Origin of the sequence: Flammeovirga sp. OC4, assembly GCF_000812565.1 — a bacterium.
Lineage (GTDB): Bacteria > Bacteroidota > Bacteroidia > Cytophagales > Flammeovirgaceae > Flammeovirga.
In genome coordinates, this window is sequence record NZ_JTAM01000066.1 from 1 (window position 1) to 19,600 (window position 19,600).

The following is a 19,600-nucleotide window of genomic DNA, read 5'->3' on the forward strand; positions in this document are numbered from 1 at the left end:
GCAGTCCGTTTTGATGGGGTAACTATAATCATGTAAAACCACGGCCTCAGCCTTTTTATCTTTAGACTGATAGTTGTAATCCGCGTCTGTTACTTTTCCGTACTCACGTGATAACTTTTGAGTATAACCTAGGGTTGAAAAAATTAGGATACACTTTAGGATGAATAGATATTTCATTATTTAAGATTGTTGTTTTATAATAATTGAAGTTTTTCGGCTTCGTGAATGAATTGCTTTATAGAAGTCATAAAACGTTGGATAGTCTTCCAAACTTATTTGATTAGGTTTGATATAGATGCTTCGATCCAAACAGACTTTACCTTCTTTGATATAGTAATGGTCTTTGTATTCTCCATATTCCGATTTTAATTCAAAATCTTTAGGGAGTTCTACTTTCACCTGATCTATTTTGTCAATCGAAAATTCAAAGTGTTCTTTTTTATGAATCACTAAATTGACCCAATAAGGATGTTCTCTTTCCGAAGGTTTTTCTATTTCAGTATTGATAATTCTTGGTAGAGTGATCACCCTAAAACTCGCTATTTTCTTTTCTAACCTTTTACACTCACCCTGAAAACTGCCTGAAATAAAAGTTGAATTTCTGTCTTCTTTTACAATTTGCATACTATCCATCACTCCAATTGCAAAAGGTAATAGATGACTTCTAAAGACCTTTTCTTGTTTCTTATCAGAGGAGTTTTTATAACTGTTCAATGCCTCAAATAACTGCCCCCCAGTGGAAGTGAAATCAACTTTTACCTTTCTTATTTCATTCTCATCTGCTAGAGAAAAAGTATAGGCTATACTATCAACTGTATTTTCTTTGTTTAAGGCGGGCAAATCAACCAGTCTACTTTTGCCTTGCTCTACCCACAATGCCTTTCTATTTTGAGTAAAACTGCCTAAATAATTAAAAGGATGAACTTTAGATGTATTTTCTAAAAATATAGTATCGGTATCTACGACAACACCTAAAATCACATGATTAAACTGCTGAGAAGGAAATTCTGTATCTATTGATTTGATCTGTTTTCCTGCATACACATCTACCATAAAGGAAGGAATTCCAATCTCACTCAACATCGATTGCATATAATTTGTCAACGCTTTACAATCTCCATATTTATTTTCGCAAACATAACTTGCAGGATGAGATTTTAAACCTCCAATCCCCAATGAGACATTGATGTAGCGTGTATTATCTTGAAGGTAATTGTAAAGCACTTTTACCTTTTCACGAGGGTTTGTCAGCGTATCCGTAAGTGCATGTATTTTCACCTTTTCTTGTTCGGTCAAGTCATCCAAACCTGCATTAAGAATTCGAATCCACTCCCCAAACTCAGTCCAACTATTTACTTTATGATCCACACCATATGAAATCGTTTCTGGTAAAATTTCAACTACGGGAAATATATTTCTTATATGTGGGCTATTCCGCTCCGGATTGTATTCCAAATTTTCTTTGACAGACCATTTTTGAATGTTGTACGCTTCATCATTAAATTCTTCATATTCAAAACATGCATCTTCTTTAATTCTCACGGGGAAATCTTTAGGATATTTCACCGTCAAACTTGCCTTCAAAGTCGGAATATGTGCATATACCTTTGGATACCACCCTGCGAGGTAAAGCATCTCTTTGGAAGTAATGGTATATGAAAAATGAAGAACATGAGGATATTGATTGGTTTTTAAAGAGGCATACATTTTATAGGTATCATCATGAAAGGCTCCATCGCTCACCGCGTTTTTTTTCTGAAAATCTTTTTTCTTCAGTGTTCTTATTTTCTGACCATTCAATGTATAAATTGACGCCTCATGAATGGCCACATCTTCTCCTAAAGAGTAGTAAATTGAAAGATCTCCTAATTCGTGATTTTCTTTTTCTCCAATCAGTACCTTATAGGTATAAGTAGTTTTCTTTTTTTTACCATCAAAAAATGCTTCTTTATCATACGACAATACAGCTGTAGATTGTGCGAAAGAAACAGGTAGGTAAGCTAAATACGTAATTAGTAATAGAAAAAATATTTTTAGTTTGCTCATGTTATTCCTTCAAGTAACATTGATACCTCATCAAGAGTTTGCTATTCTGATTTCAGTAATTAGACACAAATATAATTGAAAAAAATAAAGGTGCTAACCTACGCTAACACCTTCATTTAAAAATTATTTGAGAATTAATATTAAATCATTTTTAAACCTGAGTTTGATGAAAAATATTACTTCCTAACCAATCCCCATATTAATAGTGGAATACCAAGTAACCCTAACCCTGTACAAATCTGAGTCAGTAATTTGATGCCTTCGTCTAACAATTGAAAGTAATTTTCTTTTTCTCCAGCATAACTGTATTTGACCATTACTTTATTTCCTTCTTGTTCTCCCAATACCAATAAACGAGAATTTTGTTTAACCCCTTGCCATTGAATGGGTGCGTTAGAAGAAGTTGTTTCTTCCAAGAGTACATGTGCTACTTCCTCTCCCCTAAACGGTGCTTCTTCAAACTCTAAAAGTTGAATTCCAGAAGAAGTCTCCAATTTAAGGGTTTGCAACTTTTGCTGCACGGGCTTAAAACCTCTATGTTTTCCGGCACCTGTAAACTCTTCTTTAGAAGCTAAAACAAAAAAGTCCTGAAGGGTATCATTTTGAGTAGAAACTCTTCCTTCTAAAAAGACTTTGTTATTCTTGTTTTCAAGTGCCTCCTCTAAATAGGTTTGTTCTTTTGAAAGTCTTGGCTTACCAACACCATACAGTGTCAATGCAATACCCGTTAGTAAAATTCCAATTACAACTCTAAAGTTCATTATTTTAATTTTACATAAGTGGCACCATAACCAAACTTCTCTTTTCTAGCATCTTCAAAATATTCAACATCAGCATGTTTCGAAAGACGCTTTTGAATCTCTGTTTTCAACTTACCTGAACCTACACCATGAATGAACGTGATATGATCCATTCCACTAACAATTGCTGCATCCAACTCTTTTTCAAAGTGAAGAATCTGCATACTCAATGTGCTATTCCCCATGTTTGGATCCAACCCTAATTTCTCTGCATGAAGGTCCACTTCAGACGCAGGTTTTTGAACTACCTTCTCTACTTTTTGACCTGATTTTGTTCCAGACTCCACCAAACCATCTTTGATCTTCGCTACATCAACCTCCGTCAATGCTTTAATATCCAATTGGAAGACATAACCGTCTTTATTCATTCCTGGCACTTCCTGTTTGTTATTAAAGAAAGTTGAGGCTTTAAAACGAAGTTTCTTTACCAAAGGCTCATGGTTTACGCTTCTTCCTGGATAAAAGAATAAAGCTTGGAAAATATAAGCAGGCCATTCTTCAAAATTTTGAAGTGTTACCTGATCTGCTTTAACCTGAGTTCTTGGCATTAAGGTCGAGGTGAAAATACCCTTGTACTCTCCTTTACGATCAGAACCTAATACAAACGGAATTGTCAAATCAGAATTATTACAAACATACACATCTAAAATCTGATCATTTTGATGTACAAAAGCGATAAACACACCTCTCTCTGAAATCAACGGTAATGCTGCTTTTGGTCTATCTCTATGCTTCTTCTTTTGAGAAGTAGATACAATTCTGTCCTCTTCTTCAACACTTCCAAACTCCTCTGACTCCACTGTAGATACAACGGCAAGGTCATTTGGAATAAAATCCATTCTAAAACCATCTGTATCTTCAATTTCAACAATTCCACCTTTTAAAGCCACTACAATGCCTTCAATATCATCGTGTAAACTTCTTACTTTATCTCCAATATTCATTTTCTAATTACTTACGTTGTCATATACAATAAAATCAGGACCGTATTGAGCTATCATCTGTGTTTGAGTCGCCGATACTATATAAAGTCCATAACGGGTTTGTTCTAAAGAATCTTTTATAAGAATAAATGATCCATTACTTACTGGAGCAAAAGTCCCTGTAAAGTTATCGTCTACCCCTTCATCACAATTCAGTTCTTGACTGACATATTCAAATTGGCCATTTCTAAAGAAAACCAGTTCATCATCTTGTAAACAGTCTGGAACAGGTCTACTCACTCCGGTCGTCACATCAATGAATTGACTGTAGGCCCACCTTTTACCTTCCGTAGAAGACATATTGCCAATAAAAGAATCCCAAATAATAACTGTTATCGAGTTTCTAAATCCAATTTCTGATGCTTGAACATCTGTTTGCGTTGCCACTAACAAATTATTCTTTTCCACATTTTCGCTTTCATTAATGTATTTAGCGGCGATGTAGTATGTTCCTTCCGATAAATTCAAGAAAAATGCTCTCCCATTTTCGTCCGTCACGTTGGGTCCTTGTATGGTGTCCGTTTCATTAATAAAACCTTCATAACTTCCATACAAGGTTACCGAGCAATTTTCCACCAAATTTCCGGATTCATCTCTTATCAAAACATACAAGTCCCCGTAAGGGTTTGGCACCTCACATTGTAAACTGAATGCGATTACAAGAAAGAAGAGAAATGCTTTGATGTACCTCATTAAAAATCTATTGTTTTTTGTTCTGGCAATAATTTAAACGAGTTGCGATGCCAAGGTGTAGTACCATGTTTGGCGATGGCCTCCCTATGTTTTTTGGTAGGATAACCCGCATTTTTTTCCCAACCGTATTCTGGGTACTCTTCAGAAAGTTGCGTCATTAATTCATCACGATGAGTTTTGGCAAGAATAGAAGCGGCCGCAATGCTCAAGTACTTCCCGTCTCCTTTTACAATACACTCGTGCTCTATACCTTTGTAAGGTCTAAACCTGTTGCCGTCAATCAATAATAATTCAGGTTTTATTTCTATTCCATCAATGCATCGGTGCATTGCAGTGAATGATGCCTGTAAAATATTGATTTTATCTATTTCTTCTGCTTGTACCTCTATTACTTTATAAGCCAAGGCTTCTTTCATGATCACTTCCCTCAAAAACTCTCTTTTCTTTGCGGTCAATTTTTTTGAATCATTCAAGTCTGGATGTGAAAAGTCCTTTGGCAAAATCACTGCAGCGGCCACTACGGGCCCTGCCAAACAACCTCTGCCTGCTTCATCCAAGCCTGCTTCTATCTTATCTTCTGTAAAACTTGATGCTAACATCTACTATACGACTAATTTTAATCGAGTGATAACCTTCAAATATTATCACTACGGAATTTTAATGCTATTTAAGGATAAAAAAAGAGTGAAACAAACCTTTCGTTTCACTCTTTTTTAGATACCGTATGCTGTATTTATTATTCCTCGATCAATTCTTCAATCAATGAGGTAAATTCACTCACATGTTCCTCATAATATCTTCCGGTGGAAGGGCCTGAAAAACCTGTATGGATTTCAGCTACTTCACCATTTCGTCTTAACACAATTGATGTAGGGAAAGACATGACTTTATTCAACATTGGCAAGGCTTGAGCCGTTTGTTTGGGCGTACCTGCATATACAACCTCATAGTCAATATGCAATTTCTCTTTCATTCTATTGATACGTTTGTAGGCTTTCTCTGCTTCTAAAGCTCTCTCAAAAGAAAGGCCTATTATCTCCAATCCCTTCTCTTTATAGCGATCATACAAAGGCACAAAAAAGTTGGCTTCATCCAAGCAATTTGGACACCAAGAGCCCATAATCTGAATAATCACTACCTTGCCTTGATATTTCGGATCTTCTAATGTTACCTCTTTCCCTTCTTGGTTTTTAAATGAGAAAGTAAATTTATCATAGCCGTCTTTAAGGTAAGTCAACGTCTTTGGGTCAGGCAAAGCCGCTTTGGGATCATTCACACCTTCCCATACTTCTGTCCTTGATTTTCCTGACCACATTTTACCGTTGACAATCTTATTGCCTTGCAATTCTGCTTCGAAACGTAAAATATGTACTCCATCAAAAGAAGATAAAAACATCTTATTACCTTTCACTGTTCCTTCTAAAAATCTATAATCACCTGTAGCCGTGAGGAAAGTTCCGGTCAAGTAATCTTCATTTTGTTTGAAAAGTCCTATGGCATCCGTTTTTCCAAGTTTTACGGCATAGTTACCAGTAAAGTCAACTGTAGGTTCCGCCCCTTTCGAAAAACGTTTATCGCCACCTTTTACAGCGGAGAAGGGTAGGCGGTAAGCTCCATTTCTTACAAATTGTCCATTTATAACGTCTTTTCCTTCTTTTACAATCAGCTCTGCTTCATAAATCAACAATGGTATATGTAATGAATCTCCTTCATAAAAAACCTCATCCAATACCATTCGCTCTTCGCCGTTGATCACTGTCCAGACCTGCTGATCACCATCTCCTTCAATTGTAAGATAAAAAGGAACTTCTTTCTGATGTGTATTAGTAATGGCAGCTCTCCATTTTGTCATTGGTTTTTCTTCCCCTTTGTCTGCCTTGTTATTTTCTTTTTCACATGAAAAGAGAATACATTTTATAGCGATTAAGAGGAATAACGTATTTCTTAAAATCATAAACTGATTGGCTCTTTAATAGGTTGTAAGTTCTAAATCAAAATTATTAAATGCACCTATTCGCAAGTAAAAAGTTAATTTTGATTGAGTGTAGAATATTAAAAAAATTGAAGTACTAGGCATCATTTCAATAACCTAGTACTTCATTATTAAATATACTTCAACTTAATGCAAAAAATAAGACATTAAGAATTATTAAGTATTAAATGGTTTTGCTCAAATACAATCCTAATCTTCCAAAGCCCACCAATCTGCATTTGATTTCAAAGCAATTCCTTTTTTATCGCCAATATGATACGTAGCAAAGCTATCATGGTGCACCCATAATTTGCTTCCTTCGTCTACTTCCCACTCACCATAACTTGCATTACCAAAATAATCTACATGACGAAGAACTGCTGTATGTTCTGCACTTTTTTCGTCGATCATTTCCAACCACTCTGGTCTCGCCATATATTTTCCAGAAGACTTGTCGATGCCTAACTTTTTTAGTTCATCTGCTTCGATCACATTACAATGTGGGAAAAAGTGTGCGGCATATTTATTTTTTGGCTGTCTATAAATTTCCTCAGGAGTTGCGATCTGAATCAATTTACCTCTTGACATCACACCAATTCTATCTGACATTGCCAAGGCATCATGCGTATCATGCGTTACAAAGACCACTGAAATATTCGCTTCAACCGCAATATTTTTTACCATTCTTCTCAAATCACTACGAAGTGCCATATCAAGATGAGAAAAAGGTTCATCCAATAATAGAATAGGCGGTTCATTGGCAATCGCTCTGGCAATGGCTACTCTCTGCTTTTGACCTCCCGATAACTCTTTAGGACGAGTATCACGGTATTCCTCTAGCTGACAAATACGCAATAGCTCATTTAATCTATATTCCTGATATTCTTTGGTTGTTCTTCGGATAGGGTATTTGATATTATCTGCAACTGTTTGATGGTTAAACAGGTTGTAATCTTGCTCTACTAAAGCAATTTTATCATGCCCTGCCAACAGTCTTTCATGGGGACCTAAAATCCTTTCTCCATGTACATAGGCTGCGCCATCATCAGGTCTCATTTGTCCTGAAAGTAGTTTTAAAGTTGTTGTTTTTCCACAACCGCTTCGTCCAATCAGTGCAAAAACTTCCCCTTCTTTCACGTCAAAGGATAGCTGATTCACCGCTAATTTTCCTTCTTCGTAAGATTTTGAAAAGTTTTCTACTCTTAGTATAGTTTTTCTTCTTGACATATAATTTTCGTATTCTGCCACAAAAATAACCGAATATTTAGAAAGAGTAACAGGGTTTGTTCATAAAAGTTTTCGATTAGTGTTTTTGATTTCTGATTTTTAAAAACTAAAGTAAAAAATATAAAATATGGCTTCTCTTTCTGCCACTAATGTACTAAAGGAGATGGCAGTAGCAATATTTTGATAATGAAAAAGGCGAAAAGTAGTAGTACCTTTCGCCTTTTAATATACGTAACCGTGTTTTTTCATTTTGGAATGGTAAAATAAAAACAACTTCCGACATCTTTATTTCTTTCTACCCAAATTCGTCCTCCATGAAGTTCTACAATTTTTTTGCACTGTGCTAAGCCAATTCCTGTCCCTTTAAAATCTTCATTTACTCTCTTGAAGAAAGAAAATATTTTATGCTTGTACTCAAGGTTAATCCCTATTCCATTGTCTTTCACATAAAACATCCACTCTCCTTCTTGATCAATAGCCCCTACCTCTATTTTTGGCGTTCTCTCTTTATTTTGAAATTTAATTGCATTGCCAATAAGGTTTTGTAAAAGCATATGAAATTCAACTGAATAACCATTAACCTTTGGCAATTTTTCTTTGCAAACCATTACATTTTGTTCTTTGACTTCAAGAGCAAAATCTTCCAATACCTCATTGAGAATTAATGAAGGGTCAACAAGTTGTTTTTCACTTTTCACTCCAAGCTTACTAAATTCTAAAATGGTATCAATTAAACGTTCCATTCTAGCCACACTTTGATTGATATAACCAAAATAAGTATTCCAAGTTGGAGGGACATCACTTTCACTGTCCTCTTGTATTAGGTTTAATACTCCTTTTATATTTCGGAGTGGTGTATTTAAATCATGAGAAACGATATAGGCGAATTGTTCAAGTTCTTTATTCTTTTGTGCAAGCTCTTTTACTTTTTGATTCAACAGTTGATTGGACTTTTTTAATGAAGATTCTAGTTCTTTAATTTTAGTAATGTCTCTCCAACAAGAGTTACTAAAGAGAATTTCTCCTTTGTTATTTCTTACAGCCTTTGCACTGAGTAAGACCGGAAATACATTACCATCTTTTTTACGAACAACCAATTCTTCATTCTCAACGATATTGCCTTTCAAAAAGCCTTTAAAAAGTGTTCTTACTCTATCGTGGCAACTTTCGTCATAAAGTTCAAAAATATTTTTTCCAATAATTTCTTTTGAGGTGTAACCTAAGGCTTTACACAAAGTAATATTACAAGTGATTAATTTTGCAGTTTTAGGACAAATTGACATGAACATCTCAGGAGACTCATGGTATAAGACTTCATGAGAATTATAAGGGTCACGTATGTTAGTTTTCTCTAATTCATGTAAATTCATGCTACTTTAATTAAATCGGCGTGTTCATCTTATCTAATTTAAGAATATGATTACCAAGTTGTTTACACTTATTAAAATATTGCAACAAAATCATATATAATTAAAAACAAAAGTGAGTTGATTATTCTATTTTGCACTTCTACAAAACACGTTACTGACGCAGAAGTTTAAATAAAATGTAAAATTTTAAAACAAAAACGTTAAACACAAAAAGTTAATTTTTATTTAATATCTCCTCTCAGTTCATTATTCATTTATTAATAATCCAAAAACTATGGGACAAAAATTAAACAATGCTGTCGGATTGTACATGGAAGGTATCAATCAAGGAAAACCTCATGAAGCACTCGATAAATACATCGGAGATCGCTACACTCAACATTCTACAGGTGTTGCAGACGGAAAAGAGGGGTTTCTAGAATTTTTTATACCTTTCTTAAAAAGAAACCCCGTAAGAGACATTCAAGTCATAAGAACGATTGAAGATGGGCAATATGTCTTTGTTCATGTACACCAAAGCTTGAATAACGGTGAGTGGTACTATGTTACAGCAGATATTTTTGATACAGATAGTAACGACAAGATCATTGAGCATTGGGATGTGATCCAAGAAGAGGTAAAAGAAACGGTTTCTGGGAAAACAATGGTAGATGGAACCACTGAAATCGAAGACTTAGATAAGACAGAAGACAACCGTAAAGTCATCACTGGCTTTGTCAATAACGTACTCATTGGTGGTGATTTTGACCAAGTAACCACTTACATTTCTACAGAAGAATATTTGCAACATAACCCTGCTGTTGGTGATGGATTGGAAGGTTTTGGAAAGTTCGCACAAGAATTAGTGGAAGCAGGTACACCTATGAAATATGAAAAGGTGCACAAGGTTTTGGTTCAAGGTAATTTTGCAGCGTCTTTATCTCATGTAAAATTGGGAGATGAGGATTGGTGTGTGATTGATATCTTTAGAGTGAAAGATGGAAAAATTGTCGAGCATTGGGATGTGATGGAAAAAATTGGTCCTCAAGATACCTGGAATAACTCTGGTAAATTTTAATATAAAATTAGCTACCTCATAATTATGAGGTAGCGTTCATATTTATTCATACTGTTCTTCATTCAATGCATGTACAGTAGCAGTTATAATATTTTCCTTCAAGGCTGAGGAATGAAACTTCCAAACGAATTGGGCAGTAAATTCACTGGCGTGCATGTTAAGCGAAGCGTCATTTGTGTCCTGTTAATCATCAGAAATCTCCTGATTTCTAAAAACTACAAATAGCTGAAAGCTTAGTTTACAGTGTGTTTTCATTCTCCATTAAAATAAACTGCTTTTCATTTCCAATTCATGTAATTGCCTTTTCAATTCTAGATAATAAAACTCATTCATAAGCTTATTTTTTTCATGAATTGGAATCCAATTCTCTGGAAACAGTTTCCCTTTTAAATAATAGTCTTCCAAAAAATACCTTACAGATGACTCCCAATAGTCTCTATGAGTTCTTGCTTTTTCTCTTATTAGTTTAGGATAGACTGTTGGAAACTTCTCTCTCAAATCCCCATAATGTGAATTTTCATTTCGGAAAGTTTCTAAATTGTATAAAGCTTTCTTATAAGCATTGTTATAATATTGAATCAATAAATTATTGGCATATGGTATTCGAATACTAGAGTCAATTTTTTGAAGGAGAGAATCAGACGCTTTATCAGTTTCAATAAGCCTTAAGTAATTATTGACTAACTCGTAATTCATTTCAAGTTTTAAAAGGCCAATCTTAATTTCAACCCACTCCGGCACATTCATCTCTAAAAGTTGCTCTACAGTTAAAGTATCAACCGAAAGTGCTATTCTTTCTCTTTTCAATTCTTCCAAATCACTTTTAGGAATCCATTCAGTAGGAAAGAGTTTATTAGCTTTAGAGTAAGCCTCTAACATCAGACGAACTTTTTGTTTTATGATACTTGAAGAATCATGTGATGCAGTAATTCCATCCGAATACTTATCTAATTTATCATGACCTAATTTCCTGATTACAGAATACTCTTTTTCTTCACTCTCAATCTTTGTCAAATAATTATTCACTAACTCGTAATTAAGATCTAGAGCAATTTGCTTTTTTATAGGAATAGTAACTGTAGGAGCCTTCTCTACCTTTTTATATACTTTCAAAACTCCTACACACCTAAAACCTATAGTTTCGGAAGGCCTTGTATACTTAAAATCTGTTTTTATGGTAAAGTCATTAATCTTGTCTTTGTAAGAACCTCCTTTGGCGATCCCCTTTTCAAGCGTTAATTCTGAAACGTTACCTATCATTTGATAAATACCATATTTGTTTGGATTACCTTCATAAACCCATGCGGTTCGAGGGTCTGTTCCTTCTTTTTGAAACTCCAACCTATACGCCTGCATGTCTGGAGAATAATAGTTTTCAAATACATTAAACTCCATTGGTATCAACTCTTTTGATAAAAAAAGATCTTTGTTAGATGCTTGCTCTATTTTGTTGATTTGATCTTTATACCATTTCGCTTTTGCTTTTTTATGTTTTCTGTTCGTCTCCTTAGAAATAAAGTCTGGATCATAAGGGCGACGAACTCCATGAGGAAACTGTTCGAGGTCTAAACCTCCTGAAGCTGCTATTTCCCACTCTTCCTTTGTAGGCAAACGGTATTCTATCTCGACAGTATAATCTCTTAGCTTTTTATATTTCTCTTTTTTTCTTGGTAAAGTGTAATTATTGACCACTTCTGTTCTCCACTTACAAAAATTGACCGCTTGATCATAAGAAATCCCTACCATGGGATAATACCTAAAGCCTGGATACCTTAAATAGTGTTTTGTTAACTCAATACCGGAATTACCATTATTCATCCAACAAACAGTATCAGGTAAAAGAGATTTATAATACCTCCTATTAAAAGACTGAGAATGGACATATAACAACCAATCTATATGTGTTATTTCAGCTTCATCAATAATTACACTATCATTGATGACTAAATTTACAGTACCAGGACATAGATCTGAATACTTGTCTAAAAATTCACTCAAATTCACTTGAGCATGAACCATTGATGGCAATAAGAAAAAGAATAGTAATAGTTTGTACATTATAGTTTGTTATTCTTTAAGATAGTTATAACTATTATCTAGTTGATAAACTAGATTATCTTCTATTTTACGACGCAAAAACCCTTCCTTATACCTTTAAATGAATAAGGAAGGCTATACTAAATACATTGTAAACTTTCAATCAATTATTCCTTAGGCTTTTATATTCTACTTTCAAGATTCCTTCTTCTTCATTTTTCCATTGATGAAAAACGAACAAAAAAAATAGGCTTTGAAGTCAAAAGCTAAATTCTTAACGCTTTTCCCTTCAAGGCCGAGGAAAGTACTGCCAAACGAATTGGGTAGAATGCCACTGGCGCGAATGTTAAGCGTTAGCGGCATTCGTGTCCTACAGATCAACAGAAATCTCCTGATTTCTAAAAATCATAAATATTCGAAAACTTAGTTTACAGTGTAGTAAATATGGTGATTAATTTGTCTTTATTGATTTAACCAATTCACTCCTTTCTTTAGTAAACCTAAAGTTTCTTCTTCTTTAGATCCTGCCTTTGGTTTATAATCATATTCCCAATTGGCTTGTGGAGGTAAACTCATCAGAATTGATTCTGTTCGACCATTACTTTCAAGCCCAAATTTAGTTCCTCTATCCCATACCAAGTTAAATTCTGCGTATCTACCTCTTCTTAATTTCTGCCAATTCAACTCTTTTTCACCAAAAGGCACATCTTTAAATTTCTCTACTTGTTCCTTATAAGCAGGTATGAAAGATTCTCCGACATCTTGAACAAAGTGCCATAATTGGTCAGGGTTTAATCCCTCCACATCTGGTTTTAATCGATCAAAGAAAATACCTCCGATTCCCCTTGTTTCATCTCTATGAGGAATAAAGAAATAGTTATCTGCCCATTCTTTAAAGCGGTCATAATAGCCTATTTTGGTATTCTCACATGCTTCGAACAGGTGTTGATGGAAATCGGCTGCAGCGGATTGATCAACGTAATGAGGAGTCAAATCAATACCTCCCCCAAACCAATATTCACCATTAGAAAGCTCAAAGTAACGTACGTTCATATGAATAATGGGAACCATTGGGCTTTGAGGATGCAATACAATAGAAACCCCCGTTGCTTTAAATGTTTCTGCCGCTTCTACTTTTAAAGCCTTGGCCATTTGAGCGGATAAAGGTCCTTCCACCAAAGAAAAGTTAACTCCCCCTTTTGCAATGATATTACCATCTTTGATCACTCTTGTTCTGCCGCCACCGCCGCCAGGACGTTCCCACAAATCTTCTTGGAATTTAGCTTTACCGTCAATTAATTCCAGATCTCTACATATATCGTTTTGTAACCCTTTGAACCAGGCCGTGATTTCGCTACTCTGTATTTGCTTCATCTTTTTTTCGCTTTTCTTCTTTTTTAAGTTTTCTAAGGTGTCTTCTATAGTGTTTAGGGCGCTTCGTTTTTTCCAGTTTATTTTTATCGGAAGTAATCTGTTTAAAATTATCAAAGCTTTTGGTGTGCATAACACTTGCCCCTGTTAGAGATGTATTATCCTGATTTGCCGTTGTATAATAAACATCCTGTCTGTATTTCTGATAGAATTTTGCTCTTAATGCTCCATCTTGAGAAATTACTACTTCAACAGTCCAATCTCCCAACACTGAGGCGGCGGTTGTTTGGTTTTGATTATCCGTAAATCCTCCATCCCTTGTCACCCTCACTTTTCCTTGTGCAAAAGTATACGACAGACGCATCTGTAAATTTTGTAATGCTTCCCGGTCCAAACCACTCATATCAAGGTCTATCTCAAAATTATCGTCCACCTGAGAAAGTATATAACTGAGCTGATTGGTCAATAATTCACTCACACTACTAGAGGCTGTCTGCCCAAAACCGCCATAAGAATCATTAGAAAGCAATTGACGCATTACAATCAAGCCAAATACCTGACGGTTCAGTTCCTGTTCGTCTCTATGGATACGCTCTTCAAAAGCGGCTACGTAACTTTCCAAAGAGACAGGCCCTGCTTGGGTGACTACGGTGGCAGGATAATCGTGGATATCTATATCAAAGGCAAGTTGAGGATTAGAAAGATCTCCTTTGATCATCAAATCCACATCGGCAGGATACCTTTTCACAATTTCCGGGGCATTTCTCACTGTACTATCCTGAATGTCTATTAAGGGGAGTAAACTCACTCTTTGCTCATATTTTGCAATAATATTCATCTGAGCTTCATAAGGATCTCCATTCCACGAAAGCGTAGAACCTTTGTCAATGACAAACTTTTTATCCACTAAATTAAACTCCGCCACTTTCATGGTAAAATTATAGGCTCCTTTTACAATTTCAACATTGCCATACATTTCGAACTCTCTGTTCTTGTCAATGTTCATTTGAATTTTCCCTAAGCCATTACCTCTGATAATATCACCCGTTTTTTTATCGAAAATCAATTCACAATAAGCGTCAGGCGTAATATCAAGGTTCATTTTCATTTGAAAGTTCGCCTGTTTTGTTGCTGCACTTGTGGACTCCTCTACTTCCTCTTTATCTGTGTTATTCTGAGAAGTATCGCGCTGTACATAAACAATGTAAGGATCTGTTTCTGAATAGTCTATTTCATTTAAAGGAATGTAGATCTTGGTTCTTTTATTTGTCGTTGCATTGACATCAATAATAATATCATCAAAAGGACCTGATACGTTTACGTTTCCAGTACCGAAAGCCGTTCCATAAAATAGATCATTTCCTTTTTCATTTTTTTTCATAATGAAGAAATCATCAAAATCAACGTCAAGTCCTACGTTCATTTCATCAAACCCTTCTTTGAAATTAATTCCTCCATTGATGTAAGCATAATGTCCGTACTCGTCTACTGCCCTTAGGTTTTCAGTATAAATTTTATTAGGACGAATAAGAATTCTTGGTAGATCTTGCGTGTCCCCAAAAATATAATCTACCCCAAGGTATACTAAACGTATTAATCCTTCTTTGGCGTAGACACTTCCCCAAAGTTTTGGCTTATCGGTATTACCAGAAATTTTGACCCAACCTGTCGTTTGTCCTTCAAGCTTTTCGACAACTTCAGAAATGAATGGTTGAAAAATACCTAACGGAAGATCATTGACTTCCAATTTCATATCCAATTGATTATTCTTATTCTCAGGATAATAATTTCCGGATAAGTTAAAACGCTTCGCTGTATTGTCTAATATCTGAAGATCGACATTTAATTTTTCCTTTGTCCACTCTGATTCCCCTTTTAAATCTCCAAGAAAATAATCATCAATACTCAATGAATCTACAGCAACATGACCGTACACCCTCGGTGAAATAAATAGGTCTTCAAGGTAAAGGTCTAAAGAGTCTACCTTACCATTTACGTCTTGCTCAAGGTATTTCTGAAAGGAAGATAAGTTTAAGTTTTGTGATTTTAGATGAAGGTATTTATCAACATTCTTTTTAGCCCACCCATTCAAGTAAATCGTTTCTTGCTTATTGCTTACATTAAAATTATGAAAATAGACACCATCTTGATAAACTACGATTTTTGAAGGTTCGGAACTCTCGGTGGTCCATGTTTCTTTTTCCCAAAAAATGTTTGATTGAGGCAGCCTAAACACCACACTATCTTTAGCTAATAAGATATCTCCTCTTAGTTTTAATGCCAAATCATAATTATAGACATCAATTTTAGTATCAAATACTAAATGTTCATCGACGGTGAAAGCTGAAAAATTAAAATCTTTTGATAAGAAGCCATTGATATCTTGTGCCTTTGATTTCACCTCCAAAGAGGTATTATAATCACTCGAATAACCGTCTTTCTCTGCAAAATAATTGACATAATTGGAATCCAAATTGACGCCATAGAAATGCAAGTGATCACTAAATAATTTGGAATGAAAACCTACATTTTTCCCAAAAGAAGCCTCCAAAATCAACTTTGTATTATCAGCAATTTGTATACTATCCGTAAAGATTGATATTACATCATTGATATTTTTAAAACTAAGTTCTGCATCTACAGAATAGTTTTGTTCACCATAGACTTCCTTTCTCTTTTTCTTTTTTGTGTAATATTGATTTTGTGTTGATTCATCACCAAAAAGAGACAAATAACTTTCATCAATAGCATCAATAATATCATTTGTGAGCATTGGCAAGTCAAAAAAGCCTGCCATATTAAAGCTCATAAAATCTGATTCTATATTAACTAACCTCAGGCCTGAAGGCATAATGTTCGTTACACCCATCAGTTGATCAATATTGATTTCCCTTTTTCTATTGAAGATTTTAGTATCATAAAATGATAAACCTCCAGACACACCATTATCAATTACTCTATCAAATGAGGCTTCCATTTTTGTAAATAAGCCTACATTTTTTGAGGATAAATTGATTTTTTTGAAGTTGGGAATATCCACTCCTGACTGGAATTTAAAAGTACTATCATTGAAATCCAGAAGCCCTTTCAAGTAAAACTTAATATTAGGATCCTTGACGACTAATTCACCATTGAAATACCCTTCTTTCATATAAGTACTATCAAGATAAATATTGGTATAGTCATACCCATTTATTCCAAGTCTTTTAATGGAAGCATTAAGGTTAAGGGCCAACTCATCGACACTAAAACCTTTTCCTACTACGTCTCCTTCAAAATCAAAATTCCCCAAAATTGGTGTATCAAACACTTTCCCAAGGTTTAAGCTATCCGTTCTCAAATAGCCTACATACGATTCTTCGGGGATGGAAATATCCATTTTGGGAGTAATGACGCCATAATCAGAATTCAAAACGCCGTCTAACTCAAAATCTTCAAGGGTTCCTTTGAATGTTCCATCTAGAGCGACTGCACCAAACATATTGATGTACTCACGCATAAAATCAGGAACATAGGGTATCAAATCTTCCGTAAAATAATATGAATCATGGAATACCAGATCCATTTCTGTCCTTTCTTCTGCAATGACTTTATTAAATTGGAAATCGCCTTTGACAGTACTACCACTACCAAAACGGAGGTTAGTATTCTTTACCACAAAATCATTGACGGTTCCTTTCAGGTGGAAATCTCCCACTACATAATCATGAAGGGAATCAAAATAAGTAAAGAAGCTCGCAAGATCATCCGTATGTAATGTTGACTGCTTTAATTTCACATCTAAACCGATACAATGGTAAAAATCATTATAGTCTCCATAATCATCGTATATGAAATCAATTCTTCCTTTTAAGGTACTTGAACCTATATCACCATCCAAATCATGCAATGACAAACCTGTGGTAGAAATGGCAAAATAGGTATCAATATCAAACACTTTGAGCTGTGTTCTTCGTTCAATGGCACTCAGGTTTTGAATGTCCATTGCAATGGTGTCTCGAACGATTTTAAATTGAGTAATATCGGCATAGATGCCACTAAACTCCATATCGTAGACATCAAACTTTCCTTTTTCACGAAAATTCGCGTCAGGATTAAGCATGATATAGGTACCATTATTTAATTTCACCTTTTCAAAAAGCAGGTGAATATTTCCAGGTTCTTTGTAATCAAAACGGTGTACTCCGGTGGGATCTCCAGCCATATAACGAATCCATTTCGTCATGCTGTTCATAGAATCTAAACCAGAATCCATGATCATTTCTACTCTAGGAGAATTTAAGATTGTTTCTTCTATATGAATGTACTCATCCTCATTGTAGAGCATGGATATAAATGAAAAATCCAACACTACAGATTCCACTTCAATCAAAGGGATACTATCAAGGTCAAGGATTTTCACCTCTTCCAAACGCCATTTATCAAACCAGTCAAACTTTACAGAAGAAACTGTGGTAGGGTGTGATGTCTTTTCTGTCACCACCGAAGCCACTTGATGCGTAAGATAAGTTTGTACTGAAGAGAGTTGAGAAAGACTAATTAAACTAATCCAAAGAAAAAGTAAAAGCGTAGCAAATCTGAAAAACCAAACACGCAAAAGTCTCAGCACTTTTTTCACTAAAAAAAGTTTCCTAAGTCTTACCCATCTGCTTTCTTTTTTCTTTGTTTCTGTTTTACTCAACCTGAAGAATATTGCTAGATTGTATTATTCTCCATTCATCAAACGAAGAACTTTATTAACCCACAAAAATAATAGTTTCAATTGACACTTTTTATTAATTGGTAAATAAAATACAAACAAAAAAGGCCACTTCCCGAGGAAAGCGACCTTGCTGTAATCAAATTGTATGGAGAAAAGACGCAATTACTTCTGTTTCAATACGTAATTTTTAAATTAAATAGCTTGATCTATGATATTTTGAATCTTTTCCCAAGAGATAATTTTGAAGTTTTGTGCTCTTAATGAATCTCCATCATAATTGAAGCCGTCTTGCACTACTAAAATTCCTTTTTTGTATTGGTCACCGATTGGCATATTACAAACCTCCAAACCGTCTGTTTCCTCTACACCATCAACTACACCATCAATAATTTTGAAACTTTTTAAGTATTCCTCTGTCTCCAATGAAAATAAAGCATAAGAGAAGTTTCCTTGGCTAGAGGCAATAAGATACCCCGTTTTCTCACCCGTTTTATAAATCGCTATTCCTTCAATATCCGCCACCAATGCATCATTGTTTTCAATGGAAGTTGCAGCGATAAATTCCATTTTAGAATCCGCATTTGTCAAATCTACTTTCCAAACTCCTTTTGCTTCTTCACCTACATATAAAATACCTGTAGCATCGTCTGCTACCATTCCTTCAGGTTGAGAAGGAACCGAAAAATCTCTTACTAAAGAAAGCTCACCTAATTGATCTTCCTTCAATGTCAAAGCGAATTGTTTGATCGTTCCGTCCTTAGAATTCATGATAAAATAAGGAGTTGAGGCTGTATCTTGATACATGCAGAAGCCGTAAGAGTCATCCAATAAAACCTCCTGAGGCATCTTAATTTCTGATAACTTACCAAGGCTATCCATCGTAAAGATGCTCACATTATGATGTGTTCTGTTTGAAGCTGCTACTAACGTTAACGTATCACCGTTGACAATAGATTGACGGCGTACATCTACGTTATTTACTTTACCTACTGCAACATAATCAAGTTGCTCACCTTTTAGATTATAAGTATATAATCCCGCTTTTTTATCAGTACCGATAATAATTGATTGCTCTGGACGCTCAGCATTATACCAAATAGCAGGGTCATCTGCTGCATCGGCATCCACTGGAGAATTTACCGGAACCGTTTCAACATCTGCAGTAACTGCATGAGGTATTTTAGATTGCATATCATAAGCCGATTTCATCGCTGAATCATGCTCACGAGGATCTTTATATTTCTTTTGAGATGTTTCGCAACCCAATGCTAAAACTGCTATTGTAATAAATGTAAGATTTGTAATAAACTTCATCGTATGTCTGTTAAATTGTTAGGGCAAA

13 protein-coding genes are annotated in these 19,600 nt (G+C 35.0%); 1 reads left to right on the top strand and 12 read right to left on the bottom strand.

All coding sequences use genetic code 11. The features are described 5' to 3' along the window. Positions 1-180: 180 nt before the first annotated feature. The 8 genes from PL77_RS23615 to PL77_RS23650 form a co-directional block, all read right to left on the bottom strand. A complete protein-coding gene (locus tag PL77_RS23615; protein ID WP_044210974.1) occupies positions 181-2,046 on the bottom strand; it encodes a transglutaminase family protein in 1,866 nt (621 codons plus the stop codon). A gap of 176 nt (positions 2,047-2,222) precedes the next feature. After that, the gene (locus PL77_RS23620; RefSeq protein WP_044210976.1) at positions 2,223-2,807 is read right to left on the bottom strand and encodes a hypothetical protein; all 585 of its coding nucleotides are present in this window, start codon (positions 2,805-2,807) and stop codon (positions 2,223-2,225) included. Then, entirely contained in the window at positions 2,807-3,790 is a 984-nt protein-coding gene (locus PL77_RS23625) for a DUF2027 domain-containing protein (protein ID WP_044210977.1), read from the bottom strand. Before PL77_RS23625 ends, PL77_RS23620 begins: the two co-directional genes overlap by 1 nt. A 3-nt stretch (positions 3,791-3,793) precedes the next feature. Then, positions 3,794-4,522 carry a carboxypeptidase-like regulatory domain-containing protein gene (locus PL77_RS23630; protein WP_044210978.1) on the bottom strand — a complete coding sequence of 243 codons (729 nt, stop codon included), beginning with the start codon at positions 4,520-4,522 and terminating at the stop codon, positions 3,794-3,796. Beyond that, positions 4,522-5,121, bottom strand: coding sequence for a ribonuclease HII (locus PL77_RS23635; protein WP_044210979.1), 600 nt, complete (start codon positions 5,119-5,121; stop codon positions 4,522-4,524). The genes PL77_RS23630 and PL77_RS23635 overlap by 1 nt, the downstream gene beginning before the upstream one ends. A 137-nt stretch (positions 5,122-5,258) precedes the next feature. Continuing rightward, positions 5,259-6,476, bottom strand: a complete 1,218-nt coding sequence (locus tag PL77_RS23640; RefSeq protein ID WP_044210980.1) for a peroxiredoxin — start codon at positions 6,474-6,476, stop codon at positions 5,259-5,261. Positions 6,477-6,704: 228 nt separating this feature from the next. Beyond that, positions 6,705-7,721, bottom strand: a complete 1,017-nt coding sequence (locus tag PL77_RS23645) for an ABC transporter ATP-binding protein (RefSeq protein ID WP_052444674.1) — start codon at positions 7,719-7,721, stop codon at positions 6,705-6,707. A 245-nt stretch (positions 7,722-7,966) separates the two neighbouring features. After that, on the bottom strand, positions 7,967-9,091 hold the full coding sequence (locus tag PL77_RS23650; RefSeq protein WP_052444675.1) for an ATP-binding protein: 1,125 nt from the start codon (positions 9,089-9,091) through the stop codon (positions 7,967-7,969). Between the two features lie 274 nt (positions 9,092-9,365). Between PL77_RS23650 and PL77_RS23655 the strand changes: the two genes are divergently transcribed. After that, positions 9,366-10,148, top strand: coding sequence for a nuclear transport factor 2 family protein (locus PL77_RS23655; protein ID WP_044210981.1), 783 nt, complete (start codon positions 9,366-9,368; stop codon positions 10,146-10,148). A gap of 261 nt (positions 10,149-10,409) precedes the next feature. Here the strand turns inward: PL77_RS23655 and PL77_RS23660 are convergent, their stop codons facing one another. From PL77_RS23660 to PL77_RS23675, 4 genes are all read right to left on the bottom strand, one after another. After that, positions 10,410-12,206: an SUMF1/EgtB/PvdO family nonheme iron enzyme gene (locus PL77_RS23660; RefSeq protein WP_082026701.1), complete on the bottom strand. Its 1,797-nt coding sequence runs from the start codon at positions 12,204-12,206 to the stop codon at positions 10,410-10,412. A 441-nt stretch (positions 12,207-12,647) separates the two neighbouring features. Continuing rightward, complete coding sequence (hemF, locus tag PL77_RS23665; RefSeq protein ID WP_044210983.1) at positions 12,648-13,559, bottom strand: oxygen-dependent coproporphyrinogen oxidase; 912 nt, start codon at positions 13,557-13,559, stop codon at positions 12,648-12,650. Then, positions 13,540-18,165, bottom strand: a complete 4,626-nt coding sequence (locus tag PL77_RS23670) for a translocation/assembly module TamB domain-containing protein (protein WP_156152511.1) — start codon at positions 18,163-18,165, stop codon at positions 13,540-13,542. Before PL77_RS23670 ends, hemF begins: the two co-directional genes overlap by 20 nt. Positions 18,166-18,450: 285 nt before the next feature. Further along, a complete protein-coding gene (locus PL77_RS23675; RefSeq protein WP_052444676.1) occupies positions 18,451-19,572 on the bottom strand; it encodes a phytase in 1,122 nt (373 codons plus the stop codon). Positions 19,573-19,600: the final 28 nt, after the last annotated feature.

Coding starts and splice junctions, on each gene's coding strand:
- PL77_RS23615 (WP_044210974.1), bottom strand. CDS start 2,046: ATGAGCAAACTAAAAATATTTTTTCTATTACTAATTACGTATTTAGCT.
- PL77_RS23620 (WP_044210976.1), bottom strand. CDS start 2,807: ATGAACTTTAGAGTTGTAATTGGAATTTTACTAACGGGTATTGCATTG.
- PL77_RS23625 (WP_044210977.1), bottom strand. CDS start 3,790: ATGAATATTGGAGATAAAGTAAGAAGTTTACACGATGATATTGAAGGC.
- PL77_RS23630 (WP_044210978.1), bottom strand. CDS start 4,522: ATGAGGTACATCAAAGCATTTCTCTTCTTTCTTGTAATCGCATTCAGT.
- PL77_RS23635 (WP_044210979.1), bottom strand. CDS start 5,121: ATGTTAGCATCAAGTTTTACAGAAGATAAGATAGAAGCAGGCTTGGAT.
- PL77_RS23640 (WP_044210980.1), bottom strand. CDS start 6,476: ATGATTTTAAGAAATACGTTATTCCTCTTAATCGCTATAAAATGTATT.
- PL77_RS23645 (WP_052444674.1), bottom strand. CDS start 7,721: ATGTCAAGAAGAAAAACTATACTAAGAGTAGAAAACTTTTCAAAATCT.
- PL77_RS23650 (WP_052444675.1), bottom strand. CDS start 9,091: ATGAATTTACATGAATTAGAGAAAACTAACATACGTGACCCTTATAAT.
- PL77_RS23655 (WP_044210981.1), top strand. CDS start 9,366: ATGGGACAAAAATTAAACAATGCTGTCGGATTGTACATGGAAGGTATC.
- PL77_RS23660 (WP_082026701.1), bottom strand. CDS start 12,206: ATGTACAAACTATTACTATTCTTTTTCTTATTGCCATCAATGGTTCAT.
- hemF (WP_044210983.1), bottom strand. CDS start 13,559: ATGAAGCAAATACAGAGTAGCGAAATCACGGCCTGGTTCAAAGGGTTA.
- PL77_RS23675 (WP_052444676.1), bottom strand. CDS start 19,572: ATGAAGTTTATTACAAATCTTACATTTATTACAATAGCAGTTTTAGCA.